The organism is Gordonia sp. 'Campus', assembly GCF_022206305.1.
Lineage (GTDB): Bacteria > Actinomycetota > Actinomycetes > Mycobacteriales > Mycobacteriaceae > Gordonia.
The window spans coordinates 383,380-401,012 of the sequence record NZ_JAKOIW010000001.1; the positions used below are offsets into that span (position 1 = coordinate 383,380).

15 protein-coding genes are annotated in these 17,633 nt (G+C 67.7%); 6 read left to right on the forward strand and 9 right to left on the reverse strand.

The window, feature by feature from the left end:
* Window positions 1–54: 54 nt before the first annotated feature.
* The 4 genes from MAY35_RS01735 to dnaK all read right to left on the reverse strand — a co-directional run bounded on the left by MAY35_RS01735 (window position 55) and on the right by dnaK (window position 4,338).
* Window positions 55–459: a heat shock protein transcriptional repressor HspR gene (locus MAY35_RS01735; protein WP_238418898.1), complete on the reverse strand. Its 405-nt coding sequence runs from the start codon at window positions 457–459 to the stop codon at window positions 55–57.
* A gap of 3 nt (window positions 460–462) precedes the next feature.
* Entirely contained in the window at window positions 463–1,662 is a 1,200-nt protein-coding gene (dnaJ, locus tag MAY35_RS01740) for a molecular chaperone DnaJ (protein WP_238418899.1), read from the reverse strand.
* Window positions 1,663–1,849: 187 nt separating this feature from the next.
* Window positions 1,850–2,497, reverse strand: coding sequence for a nucleotide exchange factor GrpE (grpE, locus tag MAY35_RS01745; protein ID WP_238418900.1), 648 nt, complete (start codon window positions 2,495–2,497; stop codon window positions 1,850–1,852).
* A complete protein-coding gene (gene dnaK / locus MAY35_RS01750) occupies window positions 2,494–4,338 on the reverse strand; it encodes a molecular chaperone DnaK (RefSeq protein WP_238418901.1) in 1,845 nt (614 codons plus the stop codon). Before dnaK ends, grpE begins: the two co-directional genes overlap by 4 nt.
* A gap of 917 nt (window positions 4,339–5,255) precedes the next feature.
* Between dnaK and MAY35_RS01755 the strand changes: the two genes are divergently transcribed.
* The 5 genes from MAY35_RS01755 to MAY35_RS01775 all read left to right on the forward strand — a co-directional run bounded on the left by MAY35_RS01755 (window position 5,256) and on the right by MAY35_RS01775 (window position 11,485).
* Window positions 5,256–6,404: a hypothetical protein gene (locus MAY35_RS01755; protein WP_238418902.1), complete on the forward strand. Its 1,149-nt coding sequence runs from the start codon at window positions 5,256–5,258 to the stop codon at window positions 6,402–6,404.
* Window positions 6,401–7,522 carry a DUF1214 domain-containing protein gene (locus MAY35_RS01760; RefSeq protein WP_238418903.1) on the forward strand — a complete coding sequence of 374 codons (1,122 nt, stop codon included), beginning with the start codon at window positions 6,401–6,403 and terminating at the stop codon, window positions 7,520–7,522. Before MAY35_RS01755 ends, MAY35_RS01760 begins: the two co-directional genes overlap by 4 nt.
* On the forward strand, window positions 7,519–8,763 hold the full coding sequence (locus MAY35_RS01765; RefSeq protein WP_238418904.1) for a sulfotransferase: 1,245 nt from the start codon (window positions 7,519–7,521) through the stop codon (window positions 8,761–8,763). The genes MAY35_RS01760 and MAY35_RS01765 overlap by 4 nt, the downstream gene beginning before the upstream one ends.
* 132 nt (window positions 8,764–8,895) lie before the next feature.
* Window positions 8,896–9,714, forward strand: a complete 819-nt coding sequence (locus tag MAY35_RS01770; protein WP_238418905.1) for a DUF1353 domain-containing protein — start codon at window positions 8,896–8,898, stop codon at window positions 9,712–9,714.
* Between the two features lie 97 nt (window positions 9,715–9,811).
* Window positions 9,812–11,485, forward strand: coding sequence for an HNH endonuclease signature motif containing protein (locus MAY35_RS01775; RefSeq protein WP_238418977.1), 1,674 nt, complete (start codon window positions 9,812–9,814; stop codon window positions 11,483–11,485).
* A gap of 71 nt (window positions 11,486–11,556) precedes the next feature.
* On the opposite strand, the gene lon is transcribed toward MAY35_RS01775, so the two are convergent.
* The 3 genes from lon to MAY35_RS01790 form a co-directional block, all read right to left on the reverse strand.
* A complete protein-coding gene (gene lon / locus MAY35_RS01780) occupies window positions 11,557–13,899 on the reverse strand; it encodes an endopeptidase La (RefSeq protein WP_238418906.1) in 2,343 nt (780 codons plus the stop codon).
* Window positions 13,900–13,963: 64 nt separating this feature from the next.
* Window positions 13,964–14,605, reverse strand: coding sequence for a glyoxalase (locus tag MAY35_RS01785; protein ID WP_238418907.1), 642 nt, complete (start codon window positions 14,603–14,605; stop codon window positions 13,964–13,966).
* Window positions 14,606–14,696: 91 nt separating this feature from the next.
* A complete protein-coding gene (locus MAY35_RS01790; protein ID WP_238418908.1) occupies window positions 14,697–14,879 on the reverse strand; it encodes a hypothetical protein in 183 nt (60 codons plus the stop codon).
* Between the two features lie 195 nt (window positions 14,880–15,074).
* Between MAY35_RS01790 and MAY35_RS01795 the strand changes: the two genes are divergently transcribed.
* Window positions 15,075–15,518, forward strand: coding sequence for a hypothetical protein (locus MAY35_RS01795; protein WP_238418909.1), 444 nt, complete (start codon window positions 15,075–15,077; stop codon window positions 15,516–15,518).
* Here MAY35_RS01795 and MAY35_RS01800 read toward each other — a convergent pair.
* Window positions 15,491–16,963, reverse strand: a complete 1,473-nt coding sequence (locus MAY35_RS01800; RefSeq protein ID WP_238418910.1) for a DHA2 family efflux MFS transporter permease subunit — start codon at window positions 16,961–16,963, stop codon at window positions 15,491–15,493. The genes MAY35_RS01795 and MAY35_RS01800 overlap by 28 nt on opposite strands.
* A gap of 41 nt (window positions 16,964–17,004) precedes the next feature.
* Window positions 17,005–17,598: an alpha/beta fold hydrolase gene (locus MAY35_RS01805; RefSeq protein ID WP_238418911.1), complete on the reverse strand. Its 594-nt coding sequence runs from the start codon at window positions 17,596–17,598 to the stop codon at window positions 17,005–17,007.
* Window positions 17,599–17,633 lie beyond the last annotated feature (35 nt).

Below are 17,633 nucleotides of genomic sequence, written 5' to 3' on the forward strand. Positions count from 1 at the left end.
CGGACACCACGACGCCGGGCCCGATCATGTGTCGGGCCCGGCGAGGTCGGGTGCTCAGTCGGCAGAGCGCTTGCGGCGCGGCTGCCACACGACGAGCGCGTTGGTGCGCGGCACCGGGACGAGCTCGCCGCCCCGGCGGGCCCGGGCCGCCTGTGTCTGGACCTCGTCGGTCAGTTCGCGGACGCGATGCTGCAGCGCCTCGACCTGGTTGCTGAGATCGATGATGCGTTTGATGCCGGCGAGGTTGACGCCCTCCTCCTGCGAGAGACGCTGGATCTCACGCAGGAGTTCGACGTCGCGGGACGAGTAGCGGCGTCCGCCTCCGCTCGTCCGCTGGGGGGTGACCAGACCGAGTCGGTCATAGGTCCGCAGGGTCTGGGCGTGCATGCCGGCGAGCTCGGCGGCCACCGAGATCATGAATGTCGCGCTGTCGGCGTCGAAGTTCTGCTGGCCGGCCATGACTCATCTACCCCAGTTCGCTCTCGGGTCGAAACCGCTGGCGCGCTCGGCCTGGTCGTAGGCGCGCATGGCCTCGACCGCGGCGTCGTCGAGCTTGTCGGGCACCGCGACCTTGACGGTGACGAGCAAGTCGCCCGCACCCCCGGATCGCTTCGGGACGCCACGGCCGCGCACGCGCAGGGTCCGTCCGTCGGTGGTGTTCGCCGGGATCTTGACCCCGACCGAACCCTCGAGCGTCGGGACCGAGACCGTCGCCCCGAGAACGAGTTCGGAGATCCGCACCGGCAACTGGACACGCAGGTCGTTGCCGCTGCGGGTGAACTGCTTGGAGGGCGTGACATGGACGACGACGTAGAGGTCACCCGAGGGCGCACCGCGTCGACCGGCCTCACCCTGTCCGGCGAGTCGGATGCGTTGTCCGTCTTCGACTCCGGCCGGGATGCGGACGTTGATGGTGCGGGCGCGGACCTTCACGCCGCTGCCGTCGCAGTCGGTGCAGGGGTCGTCGATGCGTGAGCCGGTGCCCTGGCAGTCCTGGCACGGCTCGCTGAATCCGAAGGCCCCCTGGTTGCGGCTGACGAAGCCGGAACCGTTGCAGTTGGCGCAGACCCGAGGACTGGTGCCCGGCTTGGCGCCGGAACCGTGACAGGTCGTGCAGGGCGACGGGCTGGTCACCCGCAGCGGAACCGTGGTCCCGAGCGCCGCGTCCTTGAAGGACAGGGTCGTCTCGGTCTCGAGGTCCTTGCCGCGGCGAGGACGACTCGCCGTCGAGGTGCGCTGTGTTCCGCCACCGCGGTTGAAGAGTCCGTCGAAGATGTCGCCGAATCCGCCGCCACCGCCGCTCGTCTGCGCCCCGCCGAACAGGTCGCCGAGGTCGAAGTCGTTGCCGCCGGTCGTGTAGGTCGTGCCACCGCCGGGGAATCCGCCCGGAAAGCCGTTGCCGCCGCCGCGGAATCGTCCGCCGGCGAACATGGCTCGCGTCTCGTCGTATTCTTTGCGCTTCTCGGGATCGCCGAGCACGCTGTGGGCTTCGGACACCCGCTTGAAGCGTTCTTCGGCCGCGGCGTCACCCGGGTTGGCGTCCGGGTGCAGCTCGCGAGCGAGCTTGCGATAGGCCTTCTTGATCTCTTCAGCCGAAGCGTCAGAAGCAACGCCCAGGTCCTTGTAGAAGTCGTGTTCTAACCACTCACGTTGTGGTGCCACCAGACGTCACCTCCTTTGAGTTCTGTTGTCTGGATGAAAGTTCGTGTTGTGCGTTCGTAGGGCTCACACCCGCCCCCTGAGGTGCGAGCGGAGCGAGCCACGAAGGGCACGGTCGCCCGCCCCTTCGTGGCTCGTCGCTCACGCTCCTCGCACCTCAGGGATCGGTGGTCGGTCTGCGACGGTCGCTCTATTGTGCACCGGTCGGGTCGGCGGCGGGGTCGGGATCGGTGACCGTCACCATGGCGGTGCGGATCACCTTCTCGCCCAGTCGATACCCGCATCGGTACACCGATCCGATGACCGGACGCTCACCGGTTCCGTCATGCTGCACGGCTTCGTGGAGTTCGGGATCGAACTCGTCGCCGGCCGCGCCGAAGGCGATGAGCCCCTCGGCCGCCAGCACGCCGGTCAGCTTGTCGGCGACCGCGCGCAGCGGTCCGCTCTCGAGATCGCCGTGCTCGCGGGCACGGTCGAGGTCGTCGATGATCGGGAGCAGCTTGTCGATCAGGATCTGCTTGCCGTAGGCGACAGATCCCTGCTTCTCCTCGGCGGCCCGCCGCCGGAAGTTGGCGAACTGCGCGCGTTCTCGCTGCAGGTCGGCGGTCAGTTCGGCGACGCGGGCATCAGGTTCGTCGGCTGCGCCGCCCGCCTGCTGTCCATCCGCCTGCTGTCCATCCACCTGTGACTCGTCGGCGATCGGGTCGGCGTCTGCCGGGCCGGGGCCGGCGGCCGGCTCGTCGCGCACCTCACCGGTTTCCGGATCGATGCGACGACGGTCGGTCACCGTCACCGGCTCTTCGCCGGACCCATTCGCCGAATGGGATCCTGCGGTCACTTGTTCTCCTTCGAGTCGGTCTCGTCGACGACCTCGGCGTCGACGACATCGGGATCGCTGTCGGCGCCGGTTGCCTCACCGTCGGGGGTTTCCGCGGCGGCGTTGGCGTAGATCGCCTGGCCGAGGGCCTGGGACTCCTCCGACAGCTTCTCGATCGCGGACTTGATGGCGGCGGAGTCGTTGCCCTTCAGCGCTTCCTGCGCTCCGGCAACAGCTGCCTCGACCTTGTCCTTGAGCTCCGCGGGGACCTTGTCCTCGTTCTCCTTGAGGAACTTCTCGGTCTGGTGGACGAGCGATTCCGCCTGGTTGCGGGTCTCGGCCTCCTCGCGGCGCTTGCGGTCCTCGTCGGCGTGGGCCTCGGCGTCCTTGATCATGCGGTCGATCTCGTCCTTGCTCAGGCCGGAACCGTCCTGGATGCGGATCGAGTTCTCCTTGCCGGTGCCCTTGTCCTTCGCGGTGACGTGCACGATGCCGTTGGCGTCGATGTCGAAGGTCACCTCGATCTGCGGGACTCCCTGCGGCGCAGGGGCGATGCCACCGAGCTCGAAGCTGCCGAGCAGCTTGTTGTGCGACGCGATCTCGCGCTCACCCTGATAGACCTGGATCTGCACCGACGGCTGGTTGTCCTCGGCCGTGGTGTAGGTCTCCGACCGCTTGGTCGGGATTGTGGTGTTGCGCTCGATCAGCTTGTGCATCACGCCGCCCTTGGTCTCGATACCGAGCGACAGCGGGGTCACGTCGAGGAGCAGCACGTCCTTGACCTCACCGCGGAGCACACCGGCCTGCAGTGCGGCGCCGACGGCGACGACCTCGTCCGGGTTGACGCCCTTGTTGGGCTCGCGGCCACCGGTCAGTTCCTTGACCAGGTCGGTGACGGCCGGCATACGGGTCGAACCACCGACGAGCACGACGTGGTCGATGTCGCCGACGGAGATGCCCGCATCCTTGATGACGGCCTGGAACGGTGCGCGGGTGCGCTCCAGCAGATCAGAGGTGATCTTCTGGAACTCGCTGCGCGAGAGCTGCTCGTCGAGGAACAGCGGGTTCTTGTCGGCGTCGACGGTGATGTAGGGCAGGTTGATCGAGGTGCTCTGCGAGCTCGAGAGTTCGATCTTCGCCTTCTCGGCGGCCTCACGGAGACGCTGCAGAGCCATCTTGTCCTTGGTCAGGTCGATGCCGTTCTGGCTCTTGAACTTCTCCACGAGCCAGTCGACGACACGCTGATCCCAGTCGTCACCACCGAGGTGGTTGTCACCGGAGGTCGCGCGGACCTCCACGACGCCGTCGCCGATCTCCAGCAGCGAGACGTCGAAGGTACCGCCACCGAGGTCGAAGACCAGGATGGTCTGTTCCTTCTCGCCCTTGTCCAGTCCGTAGGCCAGAGCGGCCGCAGTGGGCTCGTTGACGATGCGGAGCACGTTGAGGCCGGCGATCTGACCGGCTTCCTTGGTGGCCTGACGCTGCGAGTCGTTGAAGTACGCGGGGACCGTGATGACGGCGTCGGTGACGTCCTCACCCAGGTACGACTCGGCGTCGCGCTTCAGCTTCATGAGCGTGCGCGCGCTGATCTCCTGCGGGGTGTACTTCTTGTCGTCGATCTCGACGGTCCAGTCGCCTTCGCCCATGTGGCGCTTGACGGAGCGGATGGTGCGGTCGACGTTGGTGACCGCCTGGTTCTTTGCGGGCTGACCGACCAGCACCTCGCCGTTACGCGCGAACGCGACCACGGACGGCGTGGTCCGGGCGCCCTCGGCGTTGGCGATGACAGCGGCTTCGCCGCCTTCGAGCACCGCCACCACCGAGTTGGTGGTGCCGAGGTCGATTCCAACAGCACGAGACATGTTTGGCTTCCTCCTAGTTTGTGGGTGTGCACCCGAGTTCTGGTTCCCGCGGCTCGACCGGAACGACCGGACCGGGGTTGATGTCCGAAGCCTGCGGGACCGGACTTCAGTGCGTCCGACTCATGTCCTACTGAAAAAGCGGGTCCGAGTCAAACCGACTTGAGTCCTCGTCACTCAGGTTTCTCGAAGTGTGTAACGGGGGGCGTCCGGGGATTGTTCCCGGATCATCGAAAAAAGTTGAGCACACCTCGCTCAGGGGTCGCGGTAGGCGGGAGGTCGGAGTTGCCGGGCCACAGAGTGCCCGTCGCGACGTGCACCCTGCTCACGGAGCGGGCGGATTCGCTCTGATTCGAGTTTGGAATCCCCAGACGCCTGCGGCATCGCCACCGCCCGATCCCGCCCCTCCGACCACGGCCCCTCCGACCACCACCCCGACGAACCGAGCACCAGCGCCAGAACCTCCAGCAGTAGCTCCAGCACCAGACACCGAAAGTTGCGTCGAGGGGACGACCCGCTACAGCGAAAACAGCGGAATTACCTACACCTGCAGGAACGGAACTTGGCACGAGGGCCCCTACAACTAGCCCCACGAGGCCAGGCCGCCCCCACCACCGCGACCGAGGTCTGAACCCGACTGAGTCTTCAACCAGCGATCGATAGTCGTCGCCGAATCCCCCGGTTTCGCACTCGAGGGCTGGCAAGTGCACCGCCGACCCGCCCTCCGCCGGACATGCGCGACGACGCGTATGACTTTGTGCTCGGATTCCGGACCCGACGTCATACGGATCATCCGATGGCTGCAGAGCGACCCCCGAGGCTTGACACCCCACGCCGGGCACGGCAGATTTCAACAGGAACCACGCGATTCCACTTAGGGCGGCCGTTCCACGGCACCCCTCCAGACCCGAGGACGGCCGATGACGCCACGCCCGCCGCTTCCCGACGCCGCCGGGCCGGAACGCCCACTTCGGATCGCCGTGTGGGGCCCCGGTGAGGTCGGCGGCGCCGTGATCCGCGCCGCGGTCGCCGATCCCGCCTTCGAGGTGGTGGGTGCGCTCGTCCGCAACCCGAAGAAGGACGGCCGCGACATCGGCGAACTGGTGCGCACCGACCCCATCGGGGTTCCGGCCACCACCGATCGCGACGCGATCAAGGCACTCGACGTCGACTGTGTCGTGGTCACCCCCGCGCCGGCCGCTGTGTTGAAGGGCCTCGACGACGACGTCGTCGACCTGCTCGCATCGGGCAAGAACGTCGTCGCAACCGCGGCCTATCACAACGTGTCGATGCCGAACTGGATGAGCCAGTTCCGCAAGTCGCCGCAGCAGCTGCTCGAAGCGTGCCGGGCGGGCGGTGCGACGCTGCACGGCACCGGCGTCCATCCCACCTTCATCGTCGAACGGCTGGCGATGACGATGGCCAAGGCGATGTCATCGGTCAGTCACGTCCGGTCGGTCGAAGCCGTCGACTTCACCAGCGCGGGGTCGATGTGGGGCGGTCTGGGAGCACTGGGCTTCGGCGCCGACCTCGATTCCCTGAGCCCGGATTCGCCGATCGCCCGCGGAGGTGACCTCTACTACGGCGACCTCACCGGCAATGTCGCCCACGCGCTCTACGGTTCGGACAGCTCCGAGGTCCGCGTCGAGACGTCGTTGCGTGGTCTTCCCGCCGCCGCGGACTCCCAGGTCGGCAAGACCTCGATCAAGAAGGGAACCGCGGCTGCCCTGCACCTGACCCACCGTGGATATCTCGGCGATCACCACTTCTTCACCAACGAGGAATGCTGGTACCTCGCCGCCGCGGACGTCGTCTACCGCGGCGACGACCTCCCTTTCGGCGGGTTCACCAGTCCGATCGCCTACACGCTCGTCGTGAGCGGCGAGCCGGCCGAGATCCGCACCCAGATGGAGTTCGGTGTCGGTGCGGGCCACACGAATCCGATCACCACGGCATCCGTGCGAGCGGTGCTCGACTCGATCCCCGCGGTCGTGGCCGCCGAGCCGGGAGTGCTCATCGACGACATCGGCCCGCACTACAAGCACGACGACCGGATCCGGCTCTCATGAGCGACCCCTCGCGACCCGAGGTCGAGGCGTGGAACCGTCTCGTCGATGCGCTCCGGGCCGCTGGCGACAAGCTCGCCTCGGACACGGCCGGCCTCAGCCCGCTCGAACAGGCCGATGGTTATCGCGCCCTCATCCGCGGATTGTCGAATCAGTTGTCCCGCTTCGACGTCGACCGGGAGCGTCCCGAATTGGTGTCGTTCAACGGCTGGCGCCACAAGTTCTTGATGGACAACCCGGATTTCCGCTACTGGGTCGCCGATGTGCGAAGCGATCGGTCGTACCGAATACGCGGAAATCGCGGCGACGCCGTGTACGTCTCGATCACCGCCTATCGACGCACCGGTGGTACCGGTTCAGGCGGCATCAGTTCGGAGTCGACCGCCCGGATCGACAGCGACACCATCAGCTTCGACGACGACGGTTCGTTCGAGATCGTCGTCGGCAATGACGCCGGGATCGACAGCGGCGCAGACCATCTCGACCTGCCCGATAAGTCCTCGGTGATCTGGGTCCGCTTCTTCCACGACGACGTCTCCCGCGGCGAGGCGGGACGATGCGCCATCGAACCGCTCGCCGAACCACCGACACCGCCTCCGCTCGACCCGGCGAAGTTCTGTTCCCAGCTGGGCACGCTCGGCACCATGACGTCGATGTTGCCGACGATCTTCGAGGTGTCCACCAAGGACGACCACGAACCGCCGAACACGATGCGGCACTGGTCCGAGATGTCGGGCGGCGCGGTGTTCACCGAACCGAGCATCCACTACGTGCGCGGCGGCTGGCAGCTCGAACCCGGGCAGGCGCTGGTGATCGAGGGGGACGTGGTCGACTGCCGATACTGGAACATCCTTGCCTACAGCCGGTTCCTGAACTCACTCGACTTCCGGTACCGGCCCGTCTCCTACACCGGCGGCACGGCAACCGTCATCGACGGTCGATACCGTTTCGTTGTTGCCGCCCAGAATCCGACCACCCAGAATCCGGGTTCCGCGGACTGGATCGACACCGAAGGCAGAGAATTCGGCATCGTCGTGATGCGATTTCTGCAACCCGTCGACACCCCCGCACTCCCCTCAACCCGGGTCGCCGGGCTCGACGAATTGCGAGATGACCGATGACACAGTGGGTACCGCCGGAACGGACCGAGACCGCGCAGAGGATCTACGCGGCAGCCGAGGCCGACCGCGCGGCCGATCCCGACCGGTACCGACTCGGGGTCGACACGGCAGATCGACTCATCGAGCGCGCCATCGGCGAGCACGGCGTCGACGGACTGGGCGACCCCGCCGAGTGGCGGCCGGGCCTGGAGCGATATCTGGAGTCGGCCGAAGCCGACGGTCGGCTGAACGCGGTGGGGATTCGCCACGCCCAGGACGCGGCTGTCGGAAGGCTGCGCGCGCGAGCGATCTTCGACAAGACGCTGCGCGCCGATCCCGCAGTGGCACAACGGTCCCTCGCACCACCGATTGTGATCATCGGTGGATGGCGCACCGGGACGACGTTCCTCTTCCGGCTCCTCGCCCACGATCCCCGCCTGCGGGCACCGCGACCGCTGGAACTGTATGCACCGTGGCGGGCGGCACGTATGACACCGACCGAGCGTGAGCAGTTCGTCGAAGAGCAAGCGAAGCAACCCAATCCGCTCCACCTGCTCAATCCGTCCATGGCGGCCGTCCACGACTCCGGTCCGCTGCTCCCCGAGGAATGCGTCCTCGGCATGGGGACGGCCATGCGCAACTGGGGATTCGGCTCGACGATGCGCCTCGACTCCTACGCGCAGTGGCTGGCCACCCAGGACTTCGCCGACGAGTACACGGCCCACCGGCACATGTTGCAGATCCTCGACGACGACTCCGACCGACGCTGGCTGCTCAAAGCCCCCGCGCACACCCCAGAGCTCGCCCACCTCGCCACGACCTACCTCGGTGTCTGCATCGTGCATCTACACCGCGACATCGTGGAGACCGTGGCATCGGGAGCCAGCCTGTTCGCGACGTATCGGTCGACCTACAGCGACGAGGTCGACGGACCCGATGTCGGCCGGTTCCAGATCGAGCAGTCGGAGTTGTGGTTTCGGAGGGCGCTGGAGTTCCGGTCGTCGGTTGTGGCAGCGACGGCGACCATCGTCGACATCGAGTACACCGACCTGGTGGCGCGCCCGGAACAGACCGTCGAGCGGGTCTATGCCGCCGCGGGAATCGACCCGCCCGATGTGGCCGGGATGCTTGCCGAGCACAACGCACAGCAACCGCACAACGGCCACGGGAAGCACCGCTACACCCCCGAGGAATTCGGCATCTACCCGCATGCGCTGCGGGAACGGATGGCGTTCTACACCGATGCCGTGACCGGCGGCTGACACACCACCGCTGGTTGATCAGGCGACGAGCCGGCCCTAAGCCACCTCGGAGGACGTCCCATTCCTCGTTCGGCCGTCCCGACGACTGTATCGGGGCTACCGTCGATGCATCCCTTCGACGCGGAGGTGGTGATGAACGGAATCACGCCGAGCGATTCGCGATGGGTGCCCTGGCTGGTGGCTCCCGCGTCGGGCTTCGTCGTCGACGACCCGAGCGGACGCGGTGAGGTGGAGATCGCGCAGGTCGATGAACGACAGTTCGTCGTGCGCAACGCGTTCCGGTTCTCACACCCCGCCATCGAGGAGTACCTCGTCGAGCAGCTGGTCGATCGGGGCACGACGAAGGCCGAGGCGCTCAGGGCGGTCGACACCGCCCGCACGTTCCTTCCCCGCGAGGACAACCCGACCGACCTCGCCTCGATCCCCCGGTTTCTGCGTTGGTTCGAGAACCCTTACGGCCTGCATTCCCTGGCGGCCCTGATTCACGACGAACTCATCACCGGCACCGCCAATTCCGGTGCGCTCGGGAGTGACACCCTGTCCGACCGGTTCTTCCGCGAGATGATGCGGGCGTCCGGGGTTCCGTGGCTCAAGCGGTGGATCATGTGGTCGGCGGTGGCACTCCGCACGCGGTGGGTCGCCGGCGGAGCGCGCCGCCTCAGTGTCGTCGTGTGGTTGCTGCTGAGCGTCGTCGGGATCGGCGCGGCGGTCGGTTCGAGCGGGGCGCTGCTGTTCGGTTGGCCGTGGCCTGTGTCGTCGCCGTCGGTCTCGCTCGTCCTCGCTCTGTTGATGATCTTCGTCGCCGCACCGCTCTGGGGACGGCAGTGGGCGGCGAGTCTCGTTGCGGCCGTCGCCGCCCTGTGGATTCTCCCCGCGGCGATCGTGGCGTACTGCGCCTATGCGCTGTATCTGTTGTCGGAGAGGGCCGCCCGTACCGTCGGGCTCACGTAGCGGATCGACCGAGCATTCTTGTCGGTGGTCGGGTCTACCTTGGAAGTATCAGTTGGACCGGTCGATTCGATCGGGTTGCAACGTCGTGGGGGTCACTGTGGGGGCATGGACCGATCTGCCGGGCGAGTTCCTCGCCGGGGTCGATGCTGCCCGCCCGGCCGATGCCGATACCGCCGCCCACATGCAACGCCTGGGATCGATCCGTGCCGGGGAGTCGTATCTGGCGTGGTGCCGCTATCAGACGATCCTGGTGCTGTGCGACCGGTTGTTGAAGCCGGTTGGCAACAGCTACATCTCTGATGGTTTCGGTGACATGGTCGCCCGGGTGTCGCGGGAGGCAGGGATCAGCCGCTACCGCGCCGGGGTGCTGGTCGACGAGGCGTTGTGTCTTCGGGACCGGTTGCCGCGGGTGTTGGAGACGTTGCGCGACGGCATCATCGGGCCGCACCAGATCCGAGAGATCATCGGCCGCACCCATCTGGTGGCCGATGACCACGTCCTCGACCCCGCCGACCCCGACAGTCGTCGGATCATCGAGGTCCTCGACGCATCCATCGCCGACCTGCTGCGTAACCGGGCAGGGTCGTGGTCGACTGCTGGTGTGCGCGACATGATCGACCGTCTGGTCTTCGGCCACGACGCCGACGCGGTCCGCGAACGGCGCCGCGAGGCGCTGGACAACCGTGGCGTGTGGACCGAGAACCACGGCGACGGGACCGGTGAGATCACCGCGGTCATGGCCGCCGAGAACATCCGCGCGTCCCAGGCGTCGGTGCGCGCGCTGGCCGCGTCGGTGTGTGAGCGGGATGGCCGCAACCGCAGCCAACGCAACTCCGATGCCATGTACGCGTTGCTCACCCGAACGGCGTTCACGTGCGCGTGCGGTCAGGCCGACTGCACCGCAACACCTCCTGACCCGGCCGCCGGTACCACGACCGGTACCGAGATCGTGATCCATGTCGTGACCGACGCCGCCACCCTGGCCGGCGGGTCCGGGCCCGGCTGGGTTGACGGCCACGGAGTGATCTGCGATGAGCATGTGCGCGATCTCGCCGAGCGGCCTGACGCGACGATCAGGCCGATCACCCCGGTGCGTACACCACCCACCCGCGTCGCCGCCGATGGTGAGAGCGCGTGGACAGCGAATGCCGCCGCACCACGGCAGGATGTCGAGAGTGTGATCGTGTTCCCGGGCGCATTGCCCGGTGACCCGTACCGGCCGACCAGTGCGTGTGCCGAGTTCGTGCGGGTACGGGATGGGTATTGCACGGAACCCGGTTGCACGCGTTCGGCATTCACCGCCGACGTCGACCACGTCGCCGAGTACGATCACGCCCGGCCGACCCGCGGCGGTGCGACCTCGAGTGAGAATCTTAACGCCAAATGCCGTGCCGGTCATCTGCACAAGACGCACGGTGACTGGACCGACGTACAGTACCGCGACGACGAGGGCCGTCTGGTCACCGAATATGTGACGCCGGAAGGGTTTGTCATTCCCGGCGAGGCCGAAACCCTCGAGGACCTCTTCCCGAACCTGCGTCGTATCCGGTTCGAGCAGGCCGCGAAAGCACCACCGACACCGCGCATCATCGTGCCCGACCACCACGGCCGACCACCACGCACGATCACCGAACGAACCGCCGCGAAACACGCGAAGCGGCGAGAAGAACGCGCCCGCAACAAGACACAGCGCGACAAGAATCGACGGGCCCGGACCGAAGCAGCCCACCATCAGCTGCCAACAGGAGACGACGACCCGCCACCGTTCTGACAAACGACAACACCCCGGCGAAACGTGGTGGTCCACGCACCCGCCGGGGTGTTGACTGACACCGCCTGCCGTCAGGCCGCGCTGACCTGCTCGCCGACGGCCGGCTCCAGCGCCTGCGCAACGATCTCGGAGACATCCGTCATCGGCCGCACGTCGAGGGCGTCGAGCACCTCGGCCGGCACATCGTCGAGGTCGGGCTCGTTGCGCTGCGGGATGAAGATGGTCTTCAGCCCGTTGCGTTGCGCGGCAAGCAGTTTCTGCTTGACCCCACCGATCGGTAGGACACGCCCGTTGAGCGTGACCTCGCCCGTCATCCCGACATCGCTGCGCACCTGACGTCCCGTCGCCATCGACACCAGCGCGGTGACCATGGTGACGCCGGCGCTCGGCCCGTCCTTCGGCACGGCTCCGGCCGGAACGTGCACGTGGATGGTCTTGTCGAGCGCCTTCGGGTCGACGCCGAGTTGCTCGGCGTGCGCCCGCACGTACGACAGTGCGATCTGCGCCGACTCCTTCATCACGTCGCCGAGCTGACCGGTCAGCTTGAGACCGGGCTCCCCCTCGGTGGCGTTGACCTCGATGAACAGGACGTCGCCGCCCATACCCGTGACCGCGAGACCTGTTGCGACGCCGGGGACGGCGGTCCGTTCCTCGGACTCCGGGGTGAACCGGGGCCGGCCGAGGTAGTCGCGAAGATCGGACTCGTCGATCGTGACCGGACCGCTCTTCTTGTCCCCGTCTCCCGATTCGACCGCGAGGTTGGTCGCCGCCTTGCGGAGCGCCTTGGCCAGCAGCCGTTCGAACTGTCGCACACCGGGCTCGCGGGTGTAGTTGGCCGCGATCTCGCGTAGTGCCGCATCGGTGACGGTCACCTCGTCGGGGGTCAGCGCCGCGCGCTCGGCCTGCCGAGGCAGCAGGTAGTCGCGGGCGATGGCGACCTTGTCGTCCTCGGTATACCCGTCGAGGGTGACGAGTTCCATACGGTCGAGCAGGGCCGACGGGATGTTCTCGATGACGTTGGCGGTCGCGAGGAACAGCACGTCGGACAGGTCGAGGTCGAGATCGAGGTAGTGATCGCGGAAGGTGTGGTTCTGCGCGGGGTCGAGGACCTCGAGCAGCGCCGCGGCCGGGTCGCCCCGGTAGTCCGAGCCCACCTTGTCGATCTCGTCCAGCAGCACAACGGGGTTCATCGATCCCGCTTCGCCGATGGCCCGCACGATCCGGCCGGGCAGCGCGCCGACGTAGGTTCGACGGTGACCGCGGATCTCCGACTCGTCGCGCACACCACCCAGGGCGACGCGCACGAACTTGCGGCCCAGCGCCCGGGCGACGCTCTCACCGAGCGACGTCTTGCCGACGCCGGGAGGGCCGGCGAGCACCATGACGGCACCCGACCCGCGTCCGCCCACGACCTGCAGGCCTCGTTCGGCGCGGCGGGCACGCACCGCCAGGTACTCGACGATGCGGTCCTTCACGTCGTCGAGTCCGTGATGGTCGGCGTCGAGGATCTCGCGCGCGCCCTTCACGTCCGTCGAGTCCTCGGTGCGTGTGTTCCACGGCAGGTCGAGGACGGTGTCGAGCCAGGTGCGGATCCATCCGGTCTCCGGCGACTGGTCGCTGGCGCGTTCGAGCTTGCCCACCTCGCGGAGCGCGGCTTCGCGCACCTTCTCCGGCAGGTCGGCCTCTTCGACGCGGCCGCGGTAGTCGTCGGCGCCCTCGGGCTCGTCCTCGCCGAGTTCCTTGCGGATGGCGGCGAGTTGCTGGCGCAGCAGGAATTCCTTCTGCTGCTTGTCCATCCCGGCACGGACGTCCTCGGCGATCTTCTCGGTCACCTCGGACTCGGCGAGGTGGTCACCGGTCCATTCGATGAGCAGGCGCAACCGCGCCGCGGTCACCGGCGTCTCGAGCAACTCGCGCTTCTGCTCGTCGGTCAGCCATGACGCGTAGCCCGAGGTGTCGGCCAGGTCCGACGGGTCGCTCATCTTGTTGACGGCGTCGATGAGCTGCCAGGCCTCGCGGCGCTGCAGCATGGCCAGTACGAGCTTCTTGTACTCGGCCGCGAGTTCGCGGTCCTCGTCGGTGATGTCCGCGGACTCGGCCTCGGTCACCTCGACCCAGAGCGCCGCTCCGTGACCAGGTGTCCCGGTGCCGATCTGCGCACGCTGCTCACCCTTGACGACGGCGGCGAGGCCCCCGCCCGGGATGCGCCCGACCTGCACGATCGACGCGATGACGCCGTAGGTGGGATACCGGTCGTCCAGGCGCGGGGCGACCAGCAGTCTTCCGGACTCGCTCGCCCGGGCGGCGTCGACCGTGGCCTGCGCTGCATCGTCGAGCGGGATGGGCACGACCATGCCGGGCAGCACGACGACGTCGGGAACGAAGAGAACCGGCAGTGAATATGTCTGTGACATGAAACCTCCAGAGTTAAGTCTGATCGACTCAACCCAGGTGGCAGGAATCTTGTTCCCGAGTGATTTATGCCAGGAGCGAACGGGTCGCAGCGGCCCACTCGAACCCATCCGGATCGGTCAGCTCCCCGGCGTCGCCGCCGATCACCAGCCGATGGGAACCCGAACCGTCCGGCCGGACGCCCGCGTCCTTGGCCGCGGCCTTCCGCCCGTAGAGCGCCAGCTTGATCGAGTCGGCGTTGACTGCATTCAGCTCACTCTCGAACTCGACGTACTTCCGGCCGAAGCTCTTGGCCACGGTGAGTCCGCGGCTCACGTAGAACTCTTTGGTCACCGCGACGTCGTCGACCCCGAGCAGCAGGACCAGATCGTCGACCTTGCGCTCAGGCGCGCCGCTCGGCTTCTTCGATGAACTGGCGACCTTCCAGATCGTGCCGTCGGGCGCCTGAACCACACCGCCGTACCCCCAGAAAGACTTCTTGGCGGGTTTGAGCACAGTGGCGCCGGCCTGAATCGCCGGTTGCAGGAAGGAGTCGGCGACCGTCGGGTCGGCGACCACCAGAGAGATCACGAAACCGCGGAAGCCCGACGTCGGCGAGTGTCCGGCGCGGAAGCGCAACCGGTCGCCGAGTCCGAAAGCATTGTCGTAGAACGCCTGTGCCGTCGCGATGTCGGAAACTTCGAGTGTGAGTGCGTTGATGTTCGTCATGCTTCGACGCTAGGACGCCGACCCGCCCCGACGCTTCTCTATTCCTGACCGGTCGCTCCGACGGTGTGCGCGGCCCCCGGGCGCGCCAATCTCAGGTCAGGTCGACCGCGGCGCGGGTGGCAACGACGACGATCTGCGCGACGACCAGGACCGCGACGGCGACGAAGAACGCCGCCGTGGTGACCACGACGCCGGCCGCACCTCGGAGCGCGTGTGACACCGACTGCAGCCACGAGGCGGAGAAGTGGTGAGACGGTGCGGTGTCGAGTGTCATGGCGGTCCCCTGCGTACTGAAGAGCTACCCCGGCCGAGTGGCCGCAGTCACAACACTCAATCACAAGTAAGTACTTCTGTGCCAGAAAACGAGCCGCACCGATCTTCGCGCAGCAGTTCGCGCCTCTCGGCAATCGGGAATGACGGCCGCAACGAAAGGCGTTACAGCGCACAACTGTCTACCGAGGAGCCCTGCATGTCGATCCTGACCCCCACGACCACTCGTCAGCCGCTGGGCCGGGCCATCGCCCGCATCGCGCTCGGCGCCATCCTGGCGATCGCCGGTGTGGGTCATCTGACCGCGCAGCGTGAGGAGTTCCAGGCGCAGGTCCCCGACTGGGTGCCGTTCAGCAAGGACTTCGTGGTGCTGGCCTCGGGCGGCCTCGAGATCGCCTTGGGCGCAGCCCTGATCGCGCTGCCGCGCCACCGCAAGGTGGTGTCGTGGATCGTCGCGGCGTTCTTCGTCGCCATCTTCCCCGGCAACATCAACCAGTACGTGGAGCACATCGACGCCTTCGGGCTCGACACCGACCAGAAACGGCTGACGCGACTGTTCTTCCAGCCGCTCCTCGTGATCTGGGCCATCGCAGCCGGCACCGGCGAACGCCGCGATCAACCTGTCCGGGTCGCCGCGTCCTGACACGCGGCGTCCACGCCCGCCCGCACCTGCGGCGCCACGTCGGTACTCGACCGGATGGTGCACGCCGCCACCAGTCCGCCGACCGCACAGCATGCGGCGCACAGGTACATCGCGGTCTGGAATCCGTTCCCCAGCGGGTCGCCGGGTCCGGCGTCGATCCCGGCCACTGCCGGAAGCACCGCCACCGCGAGCAGGCCGGCCAGCCGCGCGACCGCGTTGTTGACGCCCGACGCGGTACCGGCGAGCTCGTCGTCGACCGCGGCCAACGCTGCCGCCGTCAACGGCGCGACGGTGACGGTCATGCCGAGACCGAACAGCAGCACCCCGGGCAGCACCGCGTCGATGTATCCCGCCCCGGGTTCGACACGCGACATCAGCGCGAACCCTCCCGCCGCGATGAGCGGACCGACGGTCATCGGCAGCCGCGGGCCCGTCCGCTGAGCCAGCCTTCCCACCAGCGGCGATCCGAACAACATGATGAACGTGCTCGGGAACATCGCCGCGCCCGCCTCGAACGCCGAATAGCCGAGGCTCTGCTGCAGTTGCAGGGCGAGCAGGAACAGCGCACCGCCGAGCGCCGAGTAGACGAGCAGCGTCGTGAGGTTGGCGCCGGTGAACTGCGACGATCTGAACAGCCGGAGCGGCAGCAGCGGCGAGCGCACTCTCGACTCGAGGACGATGAAACCGGCCAGCGATGCGACCCCGGCCAGCCCGGCGATCACGGGCACCAGCGTCCAACCGCTCGACGGCCCCTCGATCAACGCGTAGATCACACCCGCGAGTCCAACGGTCATCGCCACCGCGCCCGCGACATCGAGCGAGCCGTCCGCCGGCGCACCCCGCGAGTCGGGAACGTGACGCAGCGCGATCCACAACGCGCCCAGCGCCAGCGGCACACTCAGCAGAAATGTCCAGCGCCACGACGCGGCGTCGACGAGCCACCCGCCGATGAACGGCCCGAGAGCGGTGGTCGCGCCGGACATCCCGGCCCACAGTCCGACGGCAGCACCTCGATCGGAGGGCCGGATCTCGGCGTTGATCAGTGCGAGGCTTCCCGGCACCACGGCCGCAGCCGCGACGCCCTGGACGATCCGGGCGATCACCAGGAGTTCGACGGTCGGCGCGAGTCCGCACGCGACCGTCGCCACCGCGAACACGGCCAGACCACCGACGAAGACCAGGCGGCGGCCGTAGCGGTCACCGGCCACCCCGCCCAGCAGCAACAACGCGCTCAGCGTCAACAGGTACCCGTCGAGGACCCACTGCTGGCCGCGCAGGCCGGTGTCGAGGTCACGCGCGATCGCCGGCAGCGCGACGTTCACGACGGTGCCGTCGATGAACGCCACACCCGAACCGAGGACCGCGGCCACGATCAGCCATCGGCCCGCCGGTGACGCGGCCGGCACCCCGCGGGACTCGGTGTCGGCCGAGCTGGGGTCGGTCATCGGTTCTCGTCCATCTGGGCCCTCCGCCTCGGGTCATGTTCCTACCCAGGGTCGGGGCCACCCCGCTCGCGCGCAACCACATCGGTGACACGAATGTCGGCGGCGACGACCTCGGCGAGCCCGTCGAACTGGTGACCGCCCACCGGGTGACGATGCACCGTCGCCGACGGCAGGAGCGCCGTGTTGAGATCCAGGTGTTCGACGGGCACCACGTCGTCGTCGACGCAGTGGTGAAGGGAGAGCCCTCCGCGGCTCGTGGCTTTCGCTCCTCGCACCTCAGCGGCCGGGCTCTGGCGCGAACCGGCGAACACGTACTGCGGAACATCCCAGCCGTCGGGACCCCAGTTCGGCATCGCGAGCAGGACAGCAGATCTCGGCCTCGAAGCCGCGGCTTCGGCGAGGACGTGCACCAGCACCGTCGCCCCGAACGAATGCGCGACGACGAAGTCGTCGGCGCCCAGCCCGGCGAGGTGCTCTCGGATCGGCCGCGCCCACGCCTCGATCGACATGTCGTCGTCGGAGAACTGCGGCATGTCCAGCCTCGCGCCGAGTGCGGCGGACAATGCCTCGGCGAGCGGGCCGTCGTCGACGTAACCGCCCGCGCCGTGGACGAAGAACAGGCGGCGCATCGTCATGGGGTCTCCTCGAAGTCGCGTTCCGTCATCAAGGC

What these genes read in the sequence shown, in the direction of transcription:
- MAY35_RS01735 (WP_238418898.1), bottom strand. Translation starts at nt 459, where the DNA reads ATGGCCGGCCAGCAGAACTTCGACGCCGACAGCGCGACATTCATGATC.
- dnaK (WP_238418901.1), bottom strand. Translation starts at nt 4,338, where the DNA reads ATGTCTCGTGCTGTTGGAATCGACCTCGGCACCACCAACTCGGTGGTG.
- MAY35_RS01755 (WP_238418902.1), top strand. Translation starts at nt 5,256, where the DNA reads ATGACGCCACGCCCGCCGCTTCCCGACGCCGCCGGGCCGGAACGCCCA.
- MAY35_RS01760 (WP_238418903.1), top strand. Translation starts at nt 6,401, where the DNA reads ATGAGCGACCCCTCGCGACCCGAGGTCGAGGCGTGGAACCGTCTCGTC.
- MAY35_RS01765 (WP_238418904.1), top strand. Translation starts at nt 7,519, where the DNA reads ATGACACAGTGGGTACCGCCGGAACGGACCGAGACCGCGCAGAGGATC.
- MAY35_RS01770 (WP_238418905.1), top strand. Translation starts at nt 8,896, where the DNA reads ATGAACGGAATCACGCCGAGCGATTCGCGATGGGTGCCCTGGCTGGTG.
- lon (WP_238418906.1), bottom strand. Translation starts at nt 13,899, where the DNA reads ATGTCACAGACATATTCACTGCCGGTTCTCTTCGTTCCCGACGTCGTC.
- MAY35_RS01785 (WP_238418907.1), bottom strand. Translation starts at nt 14,605, where the DNA reads ATGACGAACATCAACGCACTCACACTCGAAGTTTCCGACATCGCGACG.
- MAY35_RS01790 (WP_238418908.1), bottom strand. Translation starts at nt 14,879, where the DNA reads ATGACACTCGACACCGCACCGTCTCACCACTTCTCCGCCTCGTGGCTG.
- MAY35_RS01795 (WP_238418909.1), top strand. Translation starts at nt 15,075, where the DNA reads ATGTCGATCCTGACCCCCACGACCACTCGTCAGCCGCTGGGCCGGGCC.
- MAY35_RS01800 (WP_238418910.1), bottom strand. Translation starts at nt 16,963, where the DNA reads ATGACCGACCCCAGCTCGGCCGACACCGAGTCCCGCGGGGTGCCGGCC.
- MAY35_RS01805 (WP_238418911.1), bottom strand. Translation starts at nt 17,598, where the DNA reads ATGACGATGCGCCGCCTGTTCTTCGTCCACGGCGCGGGCGGTTACGTC.